17 protein-coding genes, 1 tRNA gene and 1 riboswitch are annotated in these 18,943 nt (G+C 49.9%); of the genes, 10 read left to right on the forward strand and 8 right to left on the reverse strand.

Annotated elements, in window-relative coordinates:
* The first annotated feature begins 239 nt into the window (after positions 1–239).
* The 8 genes from ACO0K3_RS06720 to ACO0K3_RS06755 all read left to right on the forward strand — a co-directional run bounded on the left by ACO0K3_RS06720 (position 240) and on the right by ACO0K3_RS06755 (position 8,736).
* A complete protein-coding gene (locus ACO0K3_RS06720; protein ID WP_422983058.1) occupies positions 240–2,165 on the forward strand; it encodes a tetratricopeptide repeat protein in 1,926 nt (641 codons plus the stop codon).
* A gap of 104 nt (positions 2,166–2,269) precedes the next feature.
* Positions 2,270–2,908, forward strand: a complete 639-nt coding sequence (gene lolB, locus ACO0K3_RS06725) for a lipoprotein insertase outer membrane protein LolB (RefSeq protein ID WP_422983060.1) — start codon at positions 2,270–2,272, stop codon at positions 2,906–2,908.
* Positions 2,905–3,774 (forward strand): 4-(cytidine 5'-diphospho)-2-C-methyl-D-erythritol kinase, encoded by an 870-nt coding sequence (ispE, locus tag ACO0K3_RS06730; protein WP_422983062.1) that lies wholly within the window; start codon positions 2,905–2,907, stop codon positions 3,772–3,774. Before lolB ends, ispE begins: the two co-directional genes overlap by 4 nt.
* A 57-nt stretch (positions 3,775–3,831) precedes the next feature.
* Positions 3,832–3,908 (forward strand) — tRNA-Gln (locus ACO0K3_RS06735).
* Between the two features lie 129 nt (positions 3,909–4,037).
* Positions 4,038–5,000 carry a ribose-phosphate pyrophosphokinase gene (locus ACO0K3_RS06740; RefSeq protein ID WP_422955793.1) on the forward strand — a complete coding sequence of 321 codons (963 nt, stop codon included), beginning with the start codon at positions 4,038–4,040 and terminating at the stop codon, positions 4,998–5,000.
* Between the two features lie 111 nt (positions 5,001–5,111).
* Positions 5,112–5,699, forward strand: coding sequence for a 50S ribosomal protein L25/general stress protein Ctc (locus ACO0K3_RS06745; protein ID WP_422983064.1), 588 nt, complete (start codon positions 5,112–5,114; stop codon positions 5,697–5,699).
* 273 nt (positions 5,700–5,972) lie between these two features.
* Positions 5,973–7,778 carry a gamma-glutamyltransferase gene (gene ggt / locus ACO0K3_RS06750; RefSeq protein ID WP_422983066.1) on the forward strand — a complete coding sequence of 602 codons (1,806 nt, stop codon included), beginning with the start codon at positions 5,973–5,975 and terminating at the stop codon, positions 7,776–7,778.
* Between the two features lie 160 nt (positions 7,779–7,938).
* On the forward strand, positions 7,939–8,736 hold the full coding sequence (locus tag ACO0K3_RS06755; RefSeq protein WP_422983068.1) for an MBL fold metallo-hydrolase: 798 nt from the start codon (positions 7,939–7,941) through the stop codon (positions 8,734–8,736).
* 310 nt (positions 8,737–9,046) lie between these two features.
* Here ACO0K3_RS06755 and hpf read toward each other — a convergent pair whose 3' ends face one another.
* From hpf to ACO0K3_RS06790, 7 genes are all read right to left on the reverse strand, one after another.
* A complete protein-coding gene (gene hpf, locus ACO0K3_RS06760) occupies positions 9,047–9,391 on the reverse strand; it encodes a ribosome hibernation-promoting factor, HPF/YfiA family (protein WP_262835086.1) in 345 nt (114 codons plus the stop codon).
* A gap of 133 nt (positions 9,392–9,524) precedes the next feature.
* Complete coding sequence (locus ACO0K3_RS06765; protein WP_422983195.1) at positions 9,525–11,015, reverse strand: RNA polymerase factor sigma-54; 1,491 nt, start codon at positions 11,013–11,015, stop codon at positions 9,525–9,527.
* A 17-nt stretch (positions 11,016–11,032) separates the two neighbouring features.
* The gene (gene lptB, locus ACO0K3_RS06770) at positions 11,033–11,773 is read right to left on the reverse strand and encodes an LPS export ABC transporter ATP-binding protein (RefSeq protein ID WP_422983070.1); all 741 of its coding nucleotides are present in this window, start codon (positions 11,771–11,773) and stop codon (positions 11,033–11,035) included.
* Position 11,774: 1 nt separating this feature from the next.
* Complete coding sequence (gene lptA / locus ACO0K3_RS06775) at positions 11,775–12,353, reverse strand: lipopolysaccharide transport periplasmic protein LptA (protein ID WP_422983072.1); 579 nt, start codon at positions 12,351–12,353, stop codon at positions 11,775–11,777.
* A 19-nt stretch (positions 12,354–12,372) separates the two neighbouring features.
* The gene (lptC, locus tag ACO0K3_RS06780) at positions 12,373–13,026 is read right to left on the reverse strand and encodes an LPS export ABC transporter periplasmic protein LptC (RefSeq protein ID WP_422983074.1); all 654 of its coding nucleotides are present in this window, start codon (positions 13,024–13,026) and stop codon (positions 12,373–12,375) included.
* The gene (locus ACO0K3_RS06785) at positions 13,023–13,568 is read right to left on the reverse strand and encodes a KdsC family phosphatase (protein WP_422983076.1); all 546 of its coding nucleotides are present in this window, start codon (positions 13,566–13,568) and stop codon (positions 13,023–13,025) included. Before ACO0K3_RS06785 ends, lptC begins: the two co-directional genes overlap by 4 nt.
* Positions 13,568–14,593, reverse strand: coding sequence for a KpsF/GutQ family sugar-phosphate isomerase (locus ACO0K3_RS06790; protein ID WP_422983078.1), 1,026 nt, complete (start codon positions 14,591–14,593; stop codon positions 13,568–13,570). Before ACO0K3_RS06790 ends, ACO0K3_RS06785 begins: the two co-directional genes overlap by 1 nt.
* Before the next feature lie 119 nt (positions 14,594–14,712).
* Between ACO0K3_RS06790 and ACO0K3_RS06795 the strand changes: the two genes are divergently transcribed.
* Positions 14,713–16,695 (forward strand): monovalent cation:proton antiporter-2 (CPA2) family protein, encoded by a 1,983-nt coding sequence (locus ACO0K3_RS06795; protein WP_422983080.1) that lies wholly within the window; start codon positions 14,713–14,715, stop codon positions 16,693–16,695.
* Between the two features lie 204 nt (positions 16,696–16,899).
* Positions 16,900–17,442, forward strand: a complete 543-nt coding sequence (locus ACO0K3_RS06800) for an adenine phosphoribosyltransferase (RefSeq protein ID WP_422960521.1) — start codon at positions 16,900–16,902, stop codon at positions 17,440–17,442.
* Between the two features lie 104 nt (positions 17,443–17,546).
* Here ACO0K3_RS06800 and ACO0K3_RS06805 read toward each other — a convergent pair whose 3' ends face one another.
* A complete protein-coding gene (locus ACO0K3_RS06805) occupies positions 17,547–18,665 on the reverse strand; it encodes an alkane 1-monooxygenase (protein WP_422983082.1) in 1,119 nt (372 codons plus the stop codon).
* 183 nt (positions 18,666–18,848) lie between these two features.
* A riboswitch (S-adenosyl-L-homocysteine riboswitch) is annotated at positions 18,849–18,927 on the forward strand.
* Positions 18,928–18,943: the final 16 nt, after the last annotated feature.

Below are 18,943 nucleotides of genomic sequence, written 5' to 3' on the forward strand. Positions count from 1 at the left end.
GGGCTGATTAACTAACCGCCATGTGCAATCGATCAATGAAAAAATTGCGCACTACCATTATTGGTGGGTGCAGCAACGAAGAAGGTGCAAATAAGTATTACGAAAAAATGCCCTCATCAGGGTGTTTTATATAAACCCTGCGTGATTACAATTTGACACAGAGTCCCTGCATCGAAGGTCCCACGCAGATACGGCTTCAGCGTAAAATCAAGCATCGTCAGTCAAATTTGGATATTGTTTTGAAAACTGTTTCGCACACTCATCGCAGCAAAGTTGCATTGCCTTCCGCAACATCCTCCAATTCCAATAATGGCAAGACCGCGTCTATTGTAACGGCTCTGCGAGCAATTGCTCCGGCGCTTGCCATCTCCCTCCTGCTATCGGCGTGCAACGGTATGTCCCCGCTGAAGTCAGGCATGTCAGAGGACGCGCACCAGGCAGCTGGTGCAACGGATGCGGCGCAAGCAGCGCTGGCGGCAGAGCATGCGATGGGCGAAGGGCAGATCAGCAAACGTGGCGAAGAGAATTTGCCTTCAGTCGCCCTCACTGACGAATTGCTATATAAAATATTGACCTCCGAAATCGCTTTTCAGCGCGGCAACTGGCAGGCCGCCTATGTCACTATCCTTAGCGTTGCTCAGCAAACCCGCGATCCCCGCCTCGCCCGGCGTGCCTCTGAAATGGCGCTTGCCGCCAAACAACCAGGTGAATCACTGACGGCAATCCGCCTCTGGCGCGAACTCGCTCCTAACTCCAACGAGGCAACGCAGTATTACCTTGGCTTCATGGTGATGAATAATAATCTGGCCGAAATTCAATCAGTCTTTGCCGATAAACTCCGTAGCGCCGAACCGAAACAATACGCCTTGCTCATGCTGCAGGCACAGCGCCTGTTAGCACGTGCGCGTGATAAGAGCGCCGCATTCGACACGCTAGAAGAAATTGTCGCGCCGTACAAAACCACGCCGGAAGCACATCTGGCGCTGGCTCAGGGCGCTTACGCCAGAGGCGACAACAAGCGTGCAGTAACTGAGGCCGAGCTGGTGCTGCAGGCAAAACCTGATTCTCAACTGGCGGTACTCACGATCGCGCAAGCATCCAAACAAGGCGATGCCATGAAAGCGATGGCTGCATTTTTGCAAAAAAATCCGAAAGCTCGTGACGTGCGCCTGGCCTATGGAAGCATCCTGATCGATCAGCATCAGATGGATAAGGCGACGCAAGAATTTGAACAACTGCTGCGTGACAAACCCGACGATATCAATGTGCTTTACACCCTCGGCATCCTGACCATGGAAGGCAAAAAGAAGCCCGGCAATAATCAACTCGCCGAACAATACCTGAGTCGCTATCTGACCGAACTGGAAGCCAACCCGACCGAGGAACGCGATCCGACGCCAGCGCTACTGAACCTGGCACAACTCGCCGTCGAGCGCGACGATTATCCTGCGGCACAAGCGTGGCTGGCGAAAGTCGAGTCCTATGACGGCCGCAATGCCGCCTATTTCAACACCCAAATCCGGCGCGCTCAGTTGATGGCAAAAGAAGGCAAGCTGGCAGACGCAAGACAGTTTTTACGCGATTACAAAGCCGCTAATGACACGGAGCAAGCGCAACTCGCACAAGCTGAAGCGCAACTGCTACGCGAAGCAAAACAAGCTGACGAGGCAAATCGCGTCATGGAAGCAGCCTTACAACGCTATCCGGACAACACCGATCTGCTGTACGACTACGCCATGCTGGCAGAGTCGCAGAAAAAAAATGAGTCCATGGAAACCGCGCTGCGTCGCGTCATTGCCTTGGCACCGAATAGCCAGCATGCATATAACGCGCTTGGCTATTCATTTGCGGATCGCAATATTCATCTGGATGAAGCGCTGACGCTGATTGAAAAAGCCTCCAGCCTGGCACCGAACGACGCCTTTATTCTTGACAGCCTGGGCTGGGTCAAATTCCGCCTGGCGAGATTGGATGACGCAGAAAAAGATCTGCGACGTGCCTATGAACTGCGTCAGGATGCCGAGATCGCAATTCACTTAGGCGAAGTGTTATGGATGCAAGGTCACAAAGAAGATGCAAAAAAACTCTGGCGCGAAGCGAAAGCTAAAGATCCTGAAAACGAGAGCTTAAAAACGACTCTACAGCGCTTAAACGTCAAACTGTAATCAGAAAAACTGCATCAACCCGCGTCAGTAACCGAAGATAATCGCCAGTTGATGCAGCTGGCTCTTAAAATATACTCCACCCCAGCATAGACGAACCACATCAAATGCACCAAGAAAACAGTGCGGCATCGCCGCATCCAACAAGATACTCCCCTATTTTTTTGTTATTGCTATGCCTGAGCATATGCCTAAGCGGTTGCGCCAGCGCACCACGCAAGCCGGCAGATAATGCGCCGGAGCGCCGCTATCACAGCGACATACAGATCAATGGCCGCATTCTGGTCCGTTATCAGCAGAACGATAAACCACAAAATTTGCCCGGCAGTTTTGAATGGCAACAAACCAGCAGCGACCTCACCATCACCCTGCTCTCTCAGTTAGGACAAACGATCGCCACTATCAAGCAATCAGCGACGGGCGCCAGCCTGCAACAAGCAGGCCAGGAAACTCGCTATGCCAGCGATATCGACAGCCTCCTGACCGACAGCCTTGGCTGGTCACTTCCCGTCAGCGGCCTGCGCGACTGGCTGCAGGCATTTAGCCGCAACCCGCAAGGCCAGCGCACAGCACTGGCCGCGCAAGACAATACAGAAATCGACACCGATGGCTGGCACCTGCGATACGCGACCTGGGATAGCGGCGGCAACATGACGCACCCTAAACGCATCGACCTGCAACGCACCACGCTGCAAGCAGGAGAACTATCCTTGCGCATCGCGATAGATCAATGGACGCCGCAATGATCCGCAACTTAGCTAATTGCGCGGCACCGGCCAAACTCAATTTGTTTTTGCATGTCACCGGTCGTCGTGCGGATGGCTACCATTTGCTGCAAACGGCATTCCAATTACTCGACCATGGCGACTCTCTCGATTTCGAGGTGCGCGATGATGCGCAGATAGTGCGTGTCAACGACATCCCCGGCGTTCCCGCCGAGAGCGACCTGATTATTCGCGCAGCAAAGCTATTGCAAGCCAATGCGGGAACGCAGCTCGGTGCAAATATTACTTTGCACAAAAAACTTCCGATGGGTGGCGGCCTTGGTGGCGGCTCTTCTGATGCCGCAACAACATTAATCGCACTGAATCATGCATGGCAGTGCGGACTGAGCCGGATCAGGCTCATGGAACTTGGTCTGCAACTAGGCGCCGATGTCCCGTTTTTTATCTTCGGGCAAAACGCTTTTGCTGAAGGCATCGGCGAAAAACTAGAGGCGATCGACACTCCTGATAGCTGGTTCGTCGTCATCGAACCGGGAGTGCAAGTCCCGACACCAGCAATTTTTTCGGCAAAAGAGTTGACACGAGACACAAAACCAATCAGAATAGCGGACTTTTCCAGCCATTCAAAAATGGAATGGAAAAACGATCTGCAAATAGTTGCTTGTTCTTTGTTTCCAGAAGTTGATGCAGCCATTAAATGGCTTAAAACTTTCGGTGACGCCAGAATGACCGGATCGGGAGCTTGTGTATTTTGTGCATTTTCTGATGAGGCAAACGCCGATCAAGTGCTGACGCAAGTACCTGACAAATGGACAGCATGGAAAGCAAAAGCAATTCGTCAACACCCAATGACGCATTTGCTGCAGAGTGAAAAAAATTTGGTTTGATGTTGAAATCCCGCTAAAATAGCGGCTCAGAATTCAGCATCAGATAAACGGTTGTGTAGGGGATTCGCCAAGCTGGTTAAGGCACTGGATTTTGATTCCAGCATACGAAGGTTCGAATCCTTCATCCCCTGCCATTAAATATAAAGCCGCCGCATAAAATGTGCGGCGGCTTTTTTCAATTTTACCAGCGGCGTTTTTGCTAAAACACTAAGCAAAGTTTGAGTAAAAACGTCTGACCCTCAATTAAGCCGATAGGTCCTGCCATGGCAAGTGCGCGCGCAAATGACAATATGATGGTGTTCACAGGCAACGCCAATCCTACTTTGGCGGCAGGGGTAGCCAAGCAATTAGGAATCCCACTCGGTAAAGCCGACGTATCTAAATTCTCTGACGGCGAAGTCATGGTCGAGATCAATGAAAACGTCCGCGGTAAAGACGTTTTTGTATTGCAATCGACTTGCGCACCGACCAACGACAACCTGATGGAAATCATGCTGATGGTCGATGCACTGAAACGTGCATCTGCTGGCCGCATCACCGCTGCAATCCCTTATTTTGGTTATGCACGTCAGGATCGTCGTCCACGCTCTGCACGCGTTGCGATCTCGGCAAAAGTGGTTGCCAATATGCTGGAAGAAGCGGGGGTTGACCGCGTGCTGATCATGGATTTACACGCAGATCAAATCCAAGGCTTCTTTGATATTCCTGTTGATAATATCTATGCATCGCCTATTTTGCTTGGCGATCTGGTTGCAAAAAATTACGAAGATTTGCTGGTTGTATCGCCTGACGTCGGCGGCGTAGTTCGCGCCCGCGCATTGGCGAAACGCCTGGGTTGTGATCTGGCGATTATTGATAAACGCCGTCCAAAAGCAAACGTATCAGAAGTCATGAACATCATCGGTGAAGTCGAAGGCCGCAATTGCGTAATCATGGATGACATGGTTGATACGGCAGGCACCCTGACTAAAGCAGCCGAAGTCCTGAAAGAGCGTGGCGCGAAAAAAGTGTTGGCCTATTGTACACATCCAGTATTGTCTGGCCCGGCAATTGCACGCATCTCCAGCTCGCCGTTAGATGAACTGGTGGTAACCGATACAATTCCGTTGTCAGACGCTGCAAAAGCCTGCACTAAGATACGTCAGTTGTCCTGTGATAGCTTATTAGCTGAGACCTTCCGTCGAATTACGAAGGGCGAATCAGTAATTTCACTGTTCACCGACTAATTTTTCTGCGCACTGATGTATTTGTAAAAATACATCAGTGCGTTTTTCTGTATCTCTGGTCGCGGAGATACAAAACCGCAAGTTGAGTCTTGCATTTTTTGGAGTAACACCATGAAAGTAATCGCATTTGCACGCAAAGAACAGGGGACCGGAGCGAGCCGCCGCCTGCGCAATGCTGGCCAAACACCTGGCATCATCTACGGCGGCACAGAAGCCCCTGTATCTATCACTTTGGATCACAATGCCCTGTACCACGCATTGAAGAAAGAAGTGTTCCACTCCTCCATTCTGGATCTGGAAGTTGATGGCAAAGTAGAAAAAGTATTGTTGCGCGACTTCCAAGTCCACGCATACAAACAATTGGTATTGCACGCTGACTTTCAACGTGTTGACCCTAATAAAAAGATCCACGTTAAAGTGCCTCTGCATTTCATCAATGCTGATGTATCTCCAGCCGTAAAATTGAACGCAGCTGTTATCAGCCACGTTGTAGTTGAACTGGATATCTCTTGCTTGCCAGCAGATTTGCCAGAATTCGTTGAAGTTGACCTGTCCAAACTGGAAGCCGGTCAATCTGTTCACGTTTCTAGCCTGGTATTGCCAAAAGGCGTATCCGCAGTTGTACACGGTGATGATGCAACTGTTGCTATCGCTGTTGTTCCAGCTGGTGCAACATCCGCTGAAGCAGAAGCGAAGTAATTTTCTGCTCTCCGTAAAAAAACCGCCTTCGGGCGGTTTTTTTACGTCTGTAGAACGGACATCCGTCGATACTAAGCCCAGAATTTCTGCTAAGACAGCGGCGATTGCGCTTCCACGAAAGGATAGCGGTCTTAGGACAAATCCGGACTAAGTGCGGCATGATGGAATTATATAAATTAAATCGGATAAATTACCCTTACGATTCTTGCGATAAAGTTAAAATCGTATGATGTATTGAGCTTTCCACGAAACGATAACTAAACTAAGGCATGTATGCGCATCAAGATAAAGTCTGATCAGAATCCACATCCGGTGCGACTCGCCTGCCTGCCGAAAGCACTACTCACGTTAATAGCCTTAGCTAGTCTTGTTACACAAATATCACCATCGTCTGCGGCCTCCGCGTCACCCGCTACACCAGTCAATCCCGTCATCAAATACGATATCGGCTATGACATCGTCAGCCCTGTTCATGCACTACATGGAATGGTTGCGAGCGAGCAGGGACTGGCGACACAGGTCGGCATCGACATTTTAAAGCGTGGTGGAAATGCGATTGATGCTGGTGTTGCGGTCGGTTTTGCACTCGCCGTAGTGCTGCCCAATGCAGGTAACATCGGCGGTGGCGGTTTTATGCTGATTCATGATGTCAAATCCGGCAAAGATGTTGCCCTCGATTTTCGCGAAATGGCGCCGATGCGCGCGACACGCGATATGTATCTCGATCAGTCAGGTCAAGTCATTCCTGGCAAATCCTTATATTCACACCTGGCGGTCGGCGTACCGGGCACCGTTGCAGGTCTCAGTCTCGCGCTGAATAAATTCGGCACCATGACACTGTCCGACGTCATCGCGCCAGCAATCCGGTTAGCGGAGCAAGGCTTTGAAGTCAGTCCTCATCTGGCCAGTATTCTGGACGCAGAACGTGATCACTTAGGCGCGTGGGAGTCGAGTAAAGCGATTTTTTTCAAAAATGGACGCCCCTTGCTCGCCGGAGAAAAGTTAGTTCAAAAGGATTTAGCCAACTCACTAAAACTCATTGCGAAAGACGGCCCTCAAGCTTTTTACCAAGGCAGTATTGCAAAAAAAATTGCTGCTGAAATGGCCAAACATCAAGGCGTGATTGGCATTGACGACCTCAACAACTATAAGGTCATAGAACGCGAACCGGTCAAAGGCAATTATCGCGGCTATCAGGTCATGTCGATGCCGCCACCCAGCTCGGGCGGCATACACATCATACAGATGCTCAATATGCTGGAGCACTTCCCTATCAAGGAGCAAACGAGTAATAGCGCGCAGAATTTACATCTGATGACCGAAGTCATGAAGCTGGCTTATGCCGACCGATCCGAATATCTCGGCGATCCCGATTTTTTTAAAGTACCTGTAAAAGCGCTGACCTCAACGGCGTATGCCGACGAGCTCGTCAAAAAAATCAACGCCGATCACGCTACGCCATCCGCGCAAATCAAGCCAGGCAATGTCACACCATATGAGAGTGACCAGACCACGCATTTTGCGACCGCCGATCAGCACGGCAATGTAGTTGCCACGACTTACACCTTAAACCTGAATTTTGGCAGCGGTATCGTCGCGGCAGGTACCGGCATCACCTTAAACAATGAAATGGATGATTTTTCAGTGAAGGCTGGGACACCAAATGCATTCGGTCTCATCGGCGGCGATGCGAATGCCGTCGCTGCCTATAAACGTCCGCTCAGCTCAATGTCTCCGACGATTATCCTGAAAGACGGAAAACCATTCATGACAACCGGCAGTCCGGGAGGCAGCCGTATTATCACGACGACCCTGCAAACTATTTTGAATGTCATTGACCATGGCATGAACGTCGCACAAGCCACCATTACGCCGCGGATCCATCATCAGTGGATGCCCGATCAGATGCGCGCAGAGCGGGGCATTAGCGTGGACACCTTACGCATCTTAGAACTCAAAGGTCAGAATCTAAAAATCTCTCCGGCCATGGGGCGGACGCAGATCATACAAATCGGTGTCGATGGCTTCGACGGCTACTCCGATCCGCGTAATCCAGACGGCAAAACCTTGGGTTATTAAATCTTCATTAATCACGCAAATGGCACCAGCCATCATTAAGCAACGCCACTTGCAAGCGCTTGATATGAATCAAGCGCTTTACTGATCTAACGCAATTCCAGAGCGCCCTCGCCCACTACAATTGCTCGATGGAAAATATCTATTCCCTCTGGAGATCGTAGTGGCCATAGAATTATATAAAGACGCTCATCACATTTGTCTGATGTTCAATGATCTCGTCAAGGATGCCGGCGATAACGCGGTACAGGCGAACCAATTTTTGATTGTGTCAGACGGACAAGGTGCCCTACTTGATCCGTCTGGCAATATTACCTATAACAGCCTGGTATTAGCGATGCAGCGCTATTTACCCAAGAAAAACCTCAAATACCTTTTCGCATCACACCAGGATCCGGACATCATCGGCGCTCTGGATAAGTGGTTATTCAGTACAGAATGCCAGCTCTATGTATCGCAGCTATGGTCGCGTTTTGTACCGCATTTTTGCAATCTGAACCGCTCAGACGGCAGAATTGTCGGCATCCCGGACGAAGGTATGCCTGTTCCTATGGGTGTTACGACTATTCATGCTGTTCCCGCACATTTCTTGCATGCCGAAGGTAATTTTCAGTTCTACGATAGCCGCTCCAAAATCTTGTTCTCAGGTGATATGGGAGCATCAATGGTCGACGCACATGATGTCAGTCAGCCCATCACGACAAAGGAAGAGTTTTTAGACCAGTTACCAGCCATGCGAGGGTTTCATCAACGTTACATGGTGTCAAATAAAGTCTGCCGTTTGTGGGCAAATATGGTCAGAAGCATGGATCTTGCGATGATGGTACCGCAGCACGGACGTTATTTCGTCGGGCGAGAAGCGATTCATGCTTTTCTGGACTGGATAGAGAACCTGCAATGCGGGATCGATTTATTTACCCAGGAACACTATCGATTTCACGGGCAAAAATTAGCCGTATAAACAATCTATATATCATTAGGATTTACGCAAAAACCAAGACCTCTCACCACAGAGACGCTGAGAGAAGGCAGGAGTAAGCGATTCCATGACATATCGGTTAAAGAGTTTTTAGACGCTTACAAAACTCAATCCGCATATCCCGTGCGGCTTCTGGGACAAAAAGCCTCTGGAAGCCGCATCCAGCCTGCGGGTTCAATATCGATGGTAATAAACCACCGTTCGTTTTGTGCACCTAACGTGTACCCAACGAAAAAGGACGCTTGACGCGTCCTTTTTTATTGTACCGGCTACGAACACCGGACTTGATGACTTACACCGACGCCGGGTCTGGCAGATGTTTAATGGCGTCGTGCTGATGATCTTGAATTTTGTCTTTGTGTTTGATGACTTGTCTGTCCAGTTTATCGATGAGGAGGTCGATCGCAGCGTAGAGGTCGTGTGCCAGGCTTTCTACGTGGATATCTTTACCACTGATGTGCAGATTGATGTCTGCTTTATGCCGTTTTTCCTTTTCCCGGAGCTTGTCTACCGTCAGGATGACGGCGATATCAATGACTTGATCGAAGTGTCGCCTGATGCGCTCAAGCTTGTTTTGTACATGTTCACGTATTGCAGGAGTTACTTCGAGGTGATGTCCACTGATGGTGAGATTCATACTACGCTCCTATGGTGATGTTACTTGCTATAAATTTCTTCAGCATTTGCTCTGATGCATCGAGCTAAATTATATATAGCAATACAAAACGTAATTTCAAGGCTTAGTTACAAGACTAAATTACAGGTGTTCATTACAAGGATTTGCGCAGGCTTACTGGAGGAATTTTTAGGGCTTCACGGTATTTGGCAACAGTGCGTCGCGCAATGACCATGCCTTGTTCACCCAGCATGTCTGCAATTTTGCTATCAGAGAGTGGGCTTTTCTGGTCTTCTGCTCCTATCAACTGCTTGATGAGTGCACGTATCGCGGTGGAAGATGCTTCCCCCCCCGTTTCCGTCGCGACATGGCTACCGAAGAAATATTTCAACTCAAACATACCATGCGGGGTAAGCATGTATTTTTGAGTCGTTACACGAGAAATAGTACTCTCGTGTAAACCTAGTGTATCAGCAATTTCGCGCAAAACAAGAGGGCGCATCGCAACCGCACCATGAGTGAAAAAATTACGTTGTCTTTCGACTATCGCTTGTGCAACGCGCAAGATAGTATCGAAACGTTGCCGCATGTTTTTGATCAGCCAGCGCGCTTCCTGCAACTGCGATCCCATCGTCCCGTCACCACGATTTTGTTTCATGATGTTGGCATACATACTATTGACGCGGAGCTTGGGCATGACATCCTGATTCAGCAAAACCTGCCAGCCGTTCGCTGATTTTCTGACAATCACATCAGGGACGACATAGTCTGATGAAGCCGTTGCAAAATCCGCACCTGGCTTAGGATTACACTGGCGAATCACTACCTGCGCCTCACGCAAATCTTCATCATCACAATTGAGAATTTTTTTCAGTTTATTGAAATCTCGCTGTGCAAACAACGTGATATGTTCTTCAACAATCTTCAGCGCCAGGCGACGTGTTACGAAGGGAATCTTAGGTAAGCGTTTGATTTGCAGAGCCAGACATTCCGACGGTGTGCGCGCACCAACCCCGGCAGGATCAAAGCTTTGCAGCATCGTTAATGCGAAAGATAATTCCTCTGGTTCTACACACAACTCAAGCGGCAAACTCGCATGAATTTCATCCAAGGTCTCCATCAGATAACCACTGGGATCCAGCGCATCAATCATCAGTTCAATTAAAGCACGATCACGCGGTTCGCGAATATTCAGCCGCATCTGTTCCAGCAAATGATCTCGCAAACTGGTTTGCGCAGCTTCTAATTGCGGACGTCCATCTTCTTCCTCTGAGGACTTACTGCCTAGCGGCACATCATCAAAGCTCCACTCTTCTTCGTTGGCGCTGGTGCTGTCCGCAGATGAAGCAACTTCCGTGTTATCACCGCTGTCAGCAACTGGAGCGGCAGTCTCGGCACCGACTTCCTGTACTGCAAATTCCGACTCTGAATTATTGCTAGTCGTGCTAATCGCGCCATCGGCCAGCAATCGCACTGCATTATCCATGGGGTCATCAACCCGCTCCAACATGGGGTTATCAGTTAATAGATTTTCCAGTTCCTGATGTAATTCCAGCGTGGATAACTGCAAAAGACGAATTGATTGCTGCAATTGCGGCGTAAGCGCCAGGTGTTGTGAGGTACGTAGTTGCAGGCTTTGTTTCATCATCATCTCGCTTCCCGCTACATGCGGAAATGCTCTCCCAGATAAACCCTGCGTACGGATTCATTCGTGATGATATCTTCCGGCTTGCCACTCGCCAGCACCGCACCTTGATTGATGATGTAAGCGTGATCGCAAATACCCAAAGTTTCGCGCACATTATGATCGGTAATCAACACACCAATACCACGTTCCTTCAGGAAGCGTACGATGCGCTGAATCTCAATCACCGCAATCGGATCAACACCTGCAAAGGGTTCATCCAGCAACACAAAGCGAGGATTTGTTGCCAGTGCCCGGGCAATTTCTACCCGGCGACGTTCGCCGCCAGACAAAGAAAGTGCTTGATTCTCACGTATGCCCTCAATCTGCAAATCGGCCAGCAAAGTATCCAGACGTTTCTCAATTTCGGCTGAATTCAGAAACTTACCATGCTCATCCTTTTGCAACTCCAGCACCGCACGGATATTGTCCTCGACCGTCAGTTTACGAAATACCGATGCCTCTTGCGGCAAATACGATAAGCCGAGAACGGCACGTTGATGGATCGGCAAACGGGAGATGTCCACACCGTCCACATTGATCTCACCGGCATCAGAGGGGACTAGTCCGACGATCATATAAAACGATGTGGTTTTGCCCGCACCGTTCGGTCCTAGCAGACCGACAACGTCACCACTCTTTACTTCAAGCGACACATCGCGCACTACCTGGCGCGCACCGTAACGCTTTTGCAAACCTTTGATCAATAAAGTGCTCATCTTATTCTTTGGTTTGCTTATCGGCTTTAGGTTCTAAAATCAAAGTAACACGACCGCCGCCAGGAACTTGTTTTCCAGACGTGCTGTTAGTCGCAACGAAGACATCATTGATGCTGTCATAGGAGAGGTATTCGCCTTCCTGTTCCTGCGTTACATTTTTACCATCCAGATAGCGGATCTTCGCCTTGGAAATGAATTTCACCAGCTCAGACCTGTCGTCGTACTCAACTCTGTCGGCGTAGCCATCAACCCATAAATCAGGACCCCCATCGCGCTTTTGACGAAACGACACACGACCGCCAGCATTGGCATACAAAACCGATGTCTGGTGTCCGTCAGCCGCCTCTGTCACAACGGCACGATCGGCTTTTACCAGCAAAGTACCGCGTACCAGAATGACTTCGCCAAGCAACGTTGAGGTACTCTTTTTACCATCCGAAGTCAGGTGTTCAGCGCTGATTGCGGTCTTCTTCAAGCTATCAGCCTTTTCCGCAAATGCTGCAGGTGACACGGAAAAAATGCCGATCGCCAGCATGACACAATGACTCAGGCATCTCATTTCTTTATATTGAAAGCGCATTATTTGCTCTCCATCGTGATTAGTTAGTTGATGTCCGCTTAGGATGCGGACGATCGATGAGCATGTGAACTTTGCTGAGCAACTGCACTTCCTGTGTCGCATTGTTCGCGATCATGCCTATCGCATGCGTCTCTGATCTTTCTGTGTATAAGGCGACGGCTTTATCCGTCTTCATCGTATTCACATCCGGTAGGAGCAACAGATATTCGGTTTGCAATCGCATGAATTTTGCCGTTGCACTATCGGGGCGCTCCATATTCACGTTGCCATACAAATGAATTTCATCACTCTCTCTCGGCGGCTGTTGTGACGTTTGCCCTTGTGCGTTTTTTTGTTCAACAACTGCCTTATCCGCCCGGATTGTGACTGGCGTTTTGTCTTCATCAAAGCTGTTGATACGTGGCTGTTGAATTTCAAAATTATCGTAACGAGGATGATGCGTCAACCGGTCACCTGCGACGTGGAAATTTGCCTGCCCATTGTTCGATAATTTAATGAAATTAAATTTCTCTACATAATAATCAGGCTCACTCCGGGCCGAGGAACGCGAATTGCCCTCATCATCATTTCGCCGCAGTACCTCTAATACCCAGAAACTGCCAAGCGCAATCATCGCCAGCACAGCAACAGCCAGCCAGATACGAAAACGGTCTAAGGAAAATGCATATTTCATGTGAGATAAGTCGCCAGTGCTGATTCGTATTTATCTTGTGCGCGTAAAATGAAATCGCAAATTTCACGCGCCGCGCCAGCACCGCCAGTCGCTGTTGTCACATGGTGAACCCTGGCTCTGACTTCGTCATGCCCGTTCGGCACACTGGCAGCGAAGCCGACTCTCGTCAGCACGGGCAGATCGATGACATCGTCACCAATAAAACCACAATGCTCAGGTGACAGATTTAACTCAGCAATCAACTCCAGAAACGCCGTCTTTTTGTCGTGTATGCCTTGCTTAACATGCGTGATTCCCAGATCAGCAGCACGCCTCGCGACGATGGCGGACTGTCGTGCACTGATGATCGCGGTGTGGATCCCGGCCTGTTGCAATAACTTGATGCCCTGCCCGTCAAGGACATTAAAGGTCTTCATGACTTCACCTTCAGGACCAAAATGCAGGCTGCCGTCGGTCAAAATACCGTCAACATCAAAAATCATCAGCTTCACTACCGACGCTTTGGTAGCCGCATTTTCTGTGGAATGTCGTGCGTGACTCATCAAATCACCTTGGCCCGGGTCAGATCATGGATATGTAAAGCACCCACCAATTTGCCGCTCTCATCAGCAACCAATAATTGATTAATTCTATGTGTTTCCATAACTTCGACCGCTTCGACGGCCAATTGTTCGGCACGAATACTGCGCGGATTTTTATGCATGACATCCGCAATACTGATTTTTGAAAAATCCTGCACAGTTTCCATCAAACGACGTAAGTCACCGTCGGTGAACACACCGACAACCCGCTGATCCTGATCGACCACGGCCGTCATCGCCATGCCTTTTTTGGTAATCTCCAGCAATGCTGTTGTTAATCTGGTGTCCGGTGACACTTGAGGAATGGCATCTCCGGTACGCATCACATCACGCACATGTGTCAGCAGTCGCCGGCCTAAAGCACCACCGGGATGAGAACGGGCAAAATCCTCTTCGCGGAAACCGCGCGCATCCAGTACCGCGACCGCCAAAGCGTCGCCAAGCGCCAGAGTGACCGTCGTACTGGCCGTCGGCGCCAGATTCAAGGGGCAGGCTTCTTTCGCGACCCAGACATTCAGATGCACGTCAGCGAGATTCGCCAGACTAGAGGTCGGATTACCCGTCATCGTGATCAGTTTGACACCCAGGCGCTTGATGATGGGCAAAATCGACATCAGTTCAGACGCCTCGCCCGAATACGAAATACCGATAAAGACATCTTGTGGTGTGATCATGCCCAGATCGCCGTGCGCAGCTTCTGCCGGATGCACGAACAAGGCGGGCGTACCGGTAGACGCAAAAGTGGCGGCGATCTTACGCGCAATATGGCCAGATTTACCAATACCGGAGACCACCACACGCCCATGACAATGCAGCAGCAGTTGTGTTGCCATAGCGAAAGCAGCGCCATGATCATCAGACAGTCTGGCCTGCATCGCCTGTATCGCATCGGCTTCAATTTGCAGGGTTTCACAGGCCAGTTGCAATGCCCGGCTTGTTGCCGCTTCTGGAGCGACAGGGGAGGAAATAAGCTTAGAAGTACTCATTCCCAAAGTATAAACGAAATTGAGTAAGCAAAAACTCTGCCAGTTAATTGAGCTCAGATAAAGTTGCTGGAAGGTGAATATTGTTCGTTTTTTTGAACAACTAAGCAATAATAGTCACTATGAATGCACTGGATATCACACTACTTTTGCTGGCAGCGTCCGTTCTTGGCGTCGTTGCTTTCCGCATGTTGCAATTACCACCCATGTTAGGTTATCTGGTGGTTGGCATCCTCATCGGTCCGTTTGGATTAGGTCTGGCACAAAATAGCAAAACCACAGAAGAACTCGCTGAGTTCGGCGTAGTGTTTTTGATGTTTTCTATCGGTTTGGAATTTTCTCTGTCCAAACTAATGTCAATGCGCAATACCGTATTTGGACTGGGTCTGGCGCAGGTCGTCCTCACCATCGCAACCAGTATCGGTTTTGGCCTGGTAGCGAGCTACTGGCTGCCGCATTATTTTCACATCGGCTGGGAAGCGGCATTTGCACTGGGGGGCGCACTGGCAATGTCATCAACAGCTATTGTGTCCAAAATGCTCACGGAAAAACTGGAACTGGAAAGCCCGCACGGCAGAAAAATCATCAGCGTCCTGTTATTTCAGGATCTGGCTGTTGTCCCTCTGTTAATTCTGGTACCAGCTCTGGCATCCAAATCGGGCAACCTGATCGAAACTCTGGCATGGGCTAGTGGCAAAGCCGCACTGATCCTGTTTCTACTCCTGTATCTGGGGCAAAAAATAATCCGGAGCTGGTTCAGCGTCGTGGTAAAGCGCCGCTCGCAAGAACTGTTCATGCTGAATCTCTTGCTGATTACGCTCGGTGCGGCCTGGCTGACTGAGCACGCGGGACTCTCAATGGCGCTTGGTGCCTTCGTCGCCGGGATGCTAATTTCTGAGACAGAATACAAACATCAGGTCGAGGAAGACATCAAACCTTTCCGTGATGTTTTACTTGGCTTGTTTTTTATTACGATAGGCATGTTGCTGAACCTGCGCCTGGTATCAGAACATCTAGGACTGGTCAGCATACTGCTCATCGGCCCAGTGCTACTCAAATTTGCCCTGATCGCCGGGCTGACAAGGTTATTCGGCGGCACGACCAGTGTGGCACTCCGGACTGGTCTGGGTCTTGCACAAGCCGGCGAGTTTGGTTTTGTCCTATTAAATCAGGCGGGCGGCCTGCATATGATTGACCCGTTGCTGGTTCAGCTAATCCTTGCCTCAATGGTGCTGTCAATGCTGGCGTCACCCTTCATTCTGGCGAAATCTGATGCCATCGTAATGAAGCTCTCTGCCAATGAATGGATGATGCAGTCACTGGCGCTGACCCAAATCGCCTCACGCAGCATGAGCACAAAAAAACATGTGATCATTGCCGGCTTCGGCCGTAGCGGTCAGAGTCTGGCGCGCTTATTGGCAGAAGAAAAATTTGATTACCATGCACTCGATCTTGATCCTGATCGCATCCGCGAAGCCCAGGCCGCAGGTGCCAACGTGTCTTATGGCGATGCCGGGCGACGCGAGAGTCTGGTAGCCGCAGGTATTAAACGGGCAGCAGCTTTAGTGGTGACCTATACCGACACACCGTCAGCGCTAAAAATCCTGCACCTGGTACAAGAACTCAACCCCAGTCTGCCAGTGATCGTGCGTAGTCATGATGATACGGATCTGAATAAATTACGTGAGGCCGGCGCGACGGAAGTCGTACCCGAATTAATGGAAGGCAGCCTGATGCTGGCATCCCACGCGCTGGTGCAGCTTGGCGTGCCGCTGCGTCGCGTAGTGCATCGTGTTCAGGCTGCCAGGGATGAGCGCTATGAATCGCTGCGCGGATTTTTCCACGGTGCCAGCGATCTGGCGGATGGTCCGGAAAACATGCAAATCCGTTTGCATACCGTGTTCCTGACCGAACGTGCCAAGGCCATCGGTAAAACCCTCAACGAATTAGAACTGGCGAATCTGGATGTGGATGTCTCTGCCGTCAGACGCGGCACCAATCGCCTCGATCAAAGCAGAGAAATCATCTTGCAGGAAGCCGATGTCGTTGTCGTAAGGGGCACAGCAGAAGCAGTCGCAAGAGCCGAGCTGAGGCTGTTAAAATAGCGGGTTATCTTTTAGAAGCTCCAACCAGAAGCTTCTTTAACTGACTATACATAACTGACAGAACATATACAAACTGTCCCCGCAGGCAGAGATAAGGCCACGGGGGGAGTTTTCTGAAAGTTCGGTCTAAACGATTGACACTCTGATCAAACATATCAGGATGAATCAATTCAATATAATCAATACCTTCAAGGACAAGCTGTGATGTTCAATCCATCCGACTACATTAAAGAACATATCCGCACTGTGGAGAACTGGCCGCAACAAGGCGTCATGTTCCGTGACATCACGCCATTACTGCAAAATCCCAAAGTGTTCCGTGTCCTGATCGATATGTTTGTCCATCGCTATATGGATGCCAAACTCGATGTCGTCGCAGGCCTCGATGCACGCGGATTCATCATTGGTTCCGTGGTCGCCTACGAACTCAATCTCGGTTTTGTTCCTATCCGTAAAAAGGGCAAGTTACCGTTTCACACGGTCTCTGAACAATATGAACTGGAATATGGCAGTGCAACGGTAGAGCTGCACTCTGACGCCTGCAAAGCAGGTGATCGCGTCGTCCTCATCGACGATCTGATCGCTACGGGTGGCACCATGATGGCCGGCAAAAAATTGCTGGAGCGTTTGGGTGCAACGGTCGTCGAAGGTGCCGTCATCGTCGACTTGCCAGAGCTAGGCGGCTCAAAATTGATTAAAGAAAGTGGCTTACCGGTGTATACGGTCTGCGATTTTGAAGGTCATTAGACGGTATCGATACATTGGCCAAAGAAGAACAAACAAATAAGAACCGCTAAACCAGCGGAGCAAATAAAAAAGAGCAAGTTCCTGTAGGAACTTGCTCTTTTTTTCTACTGCTCTGCCACAGGTTCTTGCACTTGCCTCACATGAGCAGGAATACGCGGATGAATAATCCGGAACCACAACGGCGGGCAAAAAGACAGCATCACCATCGCGCCATACCCGCCTGGCAACTGCGGCGCATCTTCAAAATGGCGCAACTCCTGATAACACCGGGATGCGTACGCATGATGATCAGAATGCCGGGCCAGATTCATCAAAAACCAATTCATCAGCCGGTAGCTCGAATTCCAAGAATGCTCTGGCCGGACGCGCTCATAACCATTCCCGGTGCGCTGCCTGGTTAATCCATAATGTTCAACATAATTGATTGCCTCCAGCTCGCAAAAAGCCACTACCGACTGGCCGATAAAAAATACCACACCAATCCAGCCAAAGAAGACAAAAGCGACAAGCGCAAACAACATCGAGATCATTGACCATAACAAGACCTCATTACGCCACCAAGGCAATTCGCGCTTCCTGAGCCGTTTTGCCTCCAGCAGCCAGGCATTACGCGTGTTGTGCCACACTGCCTTAGGGATAAACGCATAGACGGTCTGACCGAGTTTGGCAGACGACGCATCAAGCGGGGTCGAGACATTGACATGATGTCCATACACGTGTTCGATCTTAAAACCACCGTAGCACACTGAGGATAACAAAGTACCGCCGACCCATTGCTCCAACCGGGTCGGCTTGTGGATCAACTCATGCGCCACCGTAATCGCCAGCGTACCAGATACCGCGCCGACAGACAGAATCCAGCCTGCCTGTCCTATCCAGTTAAAATTCGCCGTCGTAAACACATGGAGCCCCCACCACAGCGACAAAAGCTGCACAGGCAAGGCCGCGAGTGCGATCCACCGGTATAAGGGAATCGTCCGCACGTTCTCAGCGGGTTGGGAAGTATCTTTACCGACCAGATAATCAATCGCCGTCAAAATGCCATACATCACAAACACGGGCCAGAATGCGAACAAATTCGGCATTTGACTTGCCTGACCGAAACGCAGGGCGTCAAACAGGGAAAGAGGAATGGTCAGAATTAAAAGAAAACGTAAAGGCCATAACCAGCGCGCAACAAATGTGGTACCGGGCGGATTCAGCATAGGGCTAGTGTGGGACATCGACGCACCTTCACATTCAGGAATAGAAATTACACGTATCAATATAGCACCAAAACTTCATTGATTTTCGCTGATTCATTTGCTTGCCAGCTTGACACTCAATGGCCAGGATGAACCGCTAACAATGCAAGTGCCGTGAATTAAAGTGATGAATTTCAGCCTGCTTTTGCGCTATAATCGCGGCAATCCGAGGAGCGTTGCGACGAAATCAAGCTATTTCGCCAGGCTCGGATGGTCAACACCGCAACTGCGCTCACGTTACTTTTTTCACTTTGAAA

It is taken from the genome of Undibacterium sp. Rencai35W (assembly GCF_049340185.1).
Taxonomy (GTDB): Bacteria; Pseudomonadota; Gammaproteobacteria; order Burkholderiales; family Burkholderiaceae_D; genus Undibacterium.

Coding starts and splice junctions, on each gene's coding strand:
- lolB (WP_422983060.1), top strand. CDS start 2,270: ATGCACCAAGAAAACAGTGCGGCATCGCCGCATCCAACAAGATACTCC.
- ispE (WP_422983062.1), top strand. CDS start 2,905: ATGATCCGCAACTTAGCTAATTGCGCGGCACCGGCCAAACTCAATTTG.
- ACO0K3_RS06740 (WP_422955793.1), top strand. CDS start 4,038: ATGGCAAGTGCGCGCGCAAATGACAATATGATGGTGTTCACAGGCAAC.
- ACO0K3_RS06745 (WP_422983064.1), top strand. CDS start 5,112: ATGAAAGTAATCGCATTTGCACGCAAAGAACAGGGGACCGGAGCGAGC.
- ggt (WP_422983066.1), top strand. CDS start 5,973: ATGCGCATCAAGATAAAGTCTGATCAGAATCCACATCCGGTGCGACTC.
- hpf (WP_262835086.1), bottom strand. CDS start 9,391: ATGAATCTCACCATCAGTGGACATCACCTCGAAGTAACTCCTGCAATA.
- ACO0K3_RS06765 (WP_422983195.1), bottom strand. CDS start 11,015: ATGAAACAAAGCCTGCAACTACGTACCTCACAACACCTGGCGCTTACG.
- lptB (WP_422983070.1), bottom strand. CDS start 11,773: ATGAGCACTTTATTGATCAAAGGTTTGCAAAAGCGTTACGGTGCGCGC.
- lptA (WP_422983072.1), bottom strand. CDS start 12,353: ATGCGCTTTCAATATAAAGAAATGAGATGCCTGAGTCATTGTGTCATG.
- lptC (WP_422983074.1), bottom strand. CDS start 13,026: ATGAAATATGCATTTTCCTTAGACCGTTTTCGTATCTGGCTGGCTGTT.
- ACO0K3_RS06785 (WP_422983076.1), bottom strand. CDS start 13,568: ATGAGTCACGCACGACATTCCACAGAAAATGCGGCTACCAAAGCGTCG.
- ACO0K3_RS06790 (WP_422983078.1), bottom strand. CDS start 14,593: ATGAGTACTTCTAAGCTTATTTCCTCCCCTGTCGCTCCAGAAGCGGCA.
- ACO0K3_RS06795 (WP_422983080.1), top strand. CDS start 14,713: ATGAATGCACTGGATATCACACTACTTTTGCTGGCAGCGTCCGTTCTT.
- ACO0K3_RS06800 (WP_422960521.1), top strand. CDS start 16,900: ATGTTCAATCCATCCGACTACATTAAAGAACATATCCGCACTGTGGAG.
- ACO0K3_RS06805 (WP_422983082.1), bottom strand. CDS start 18,665: ATGTCCCACACTAGCCCTATGCTGAATCCGCCCGGTACCACATTTGTT.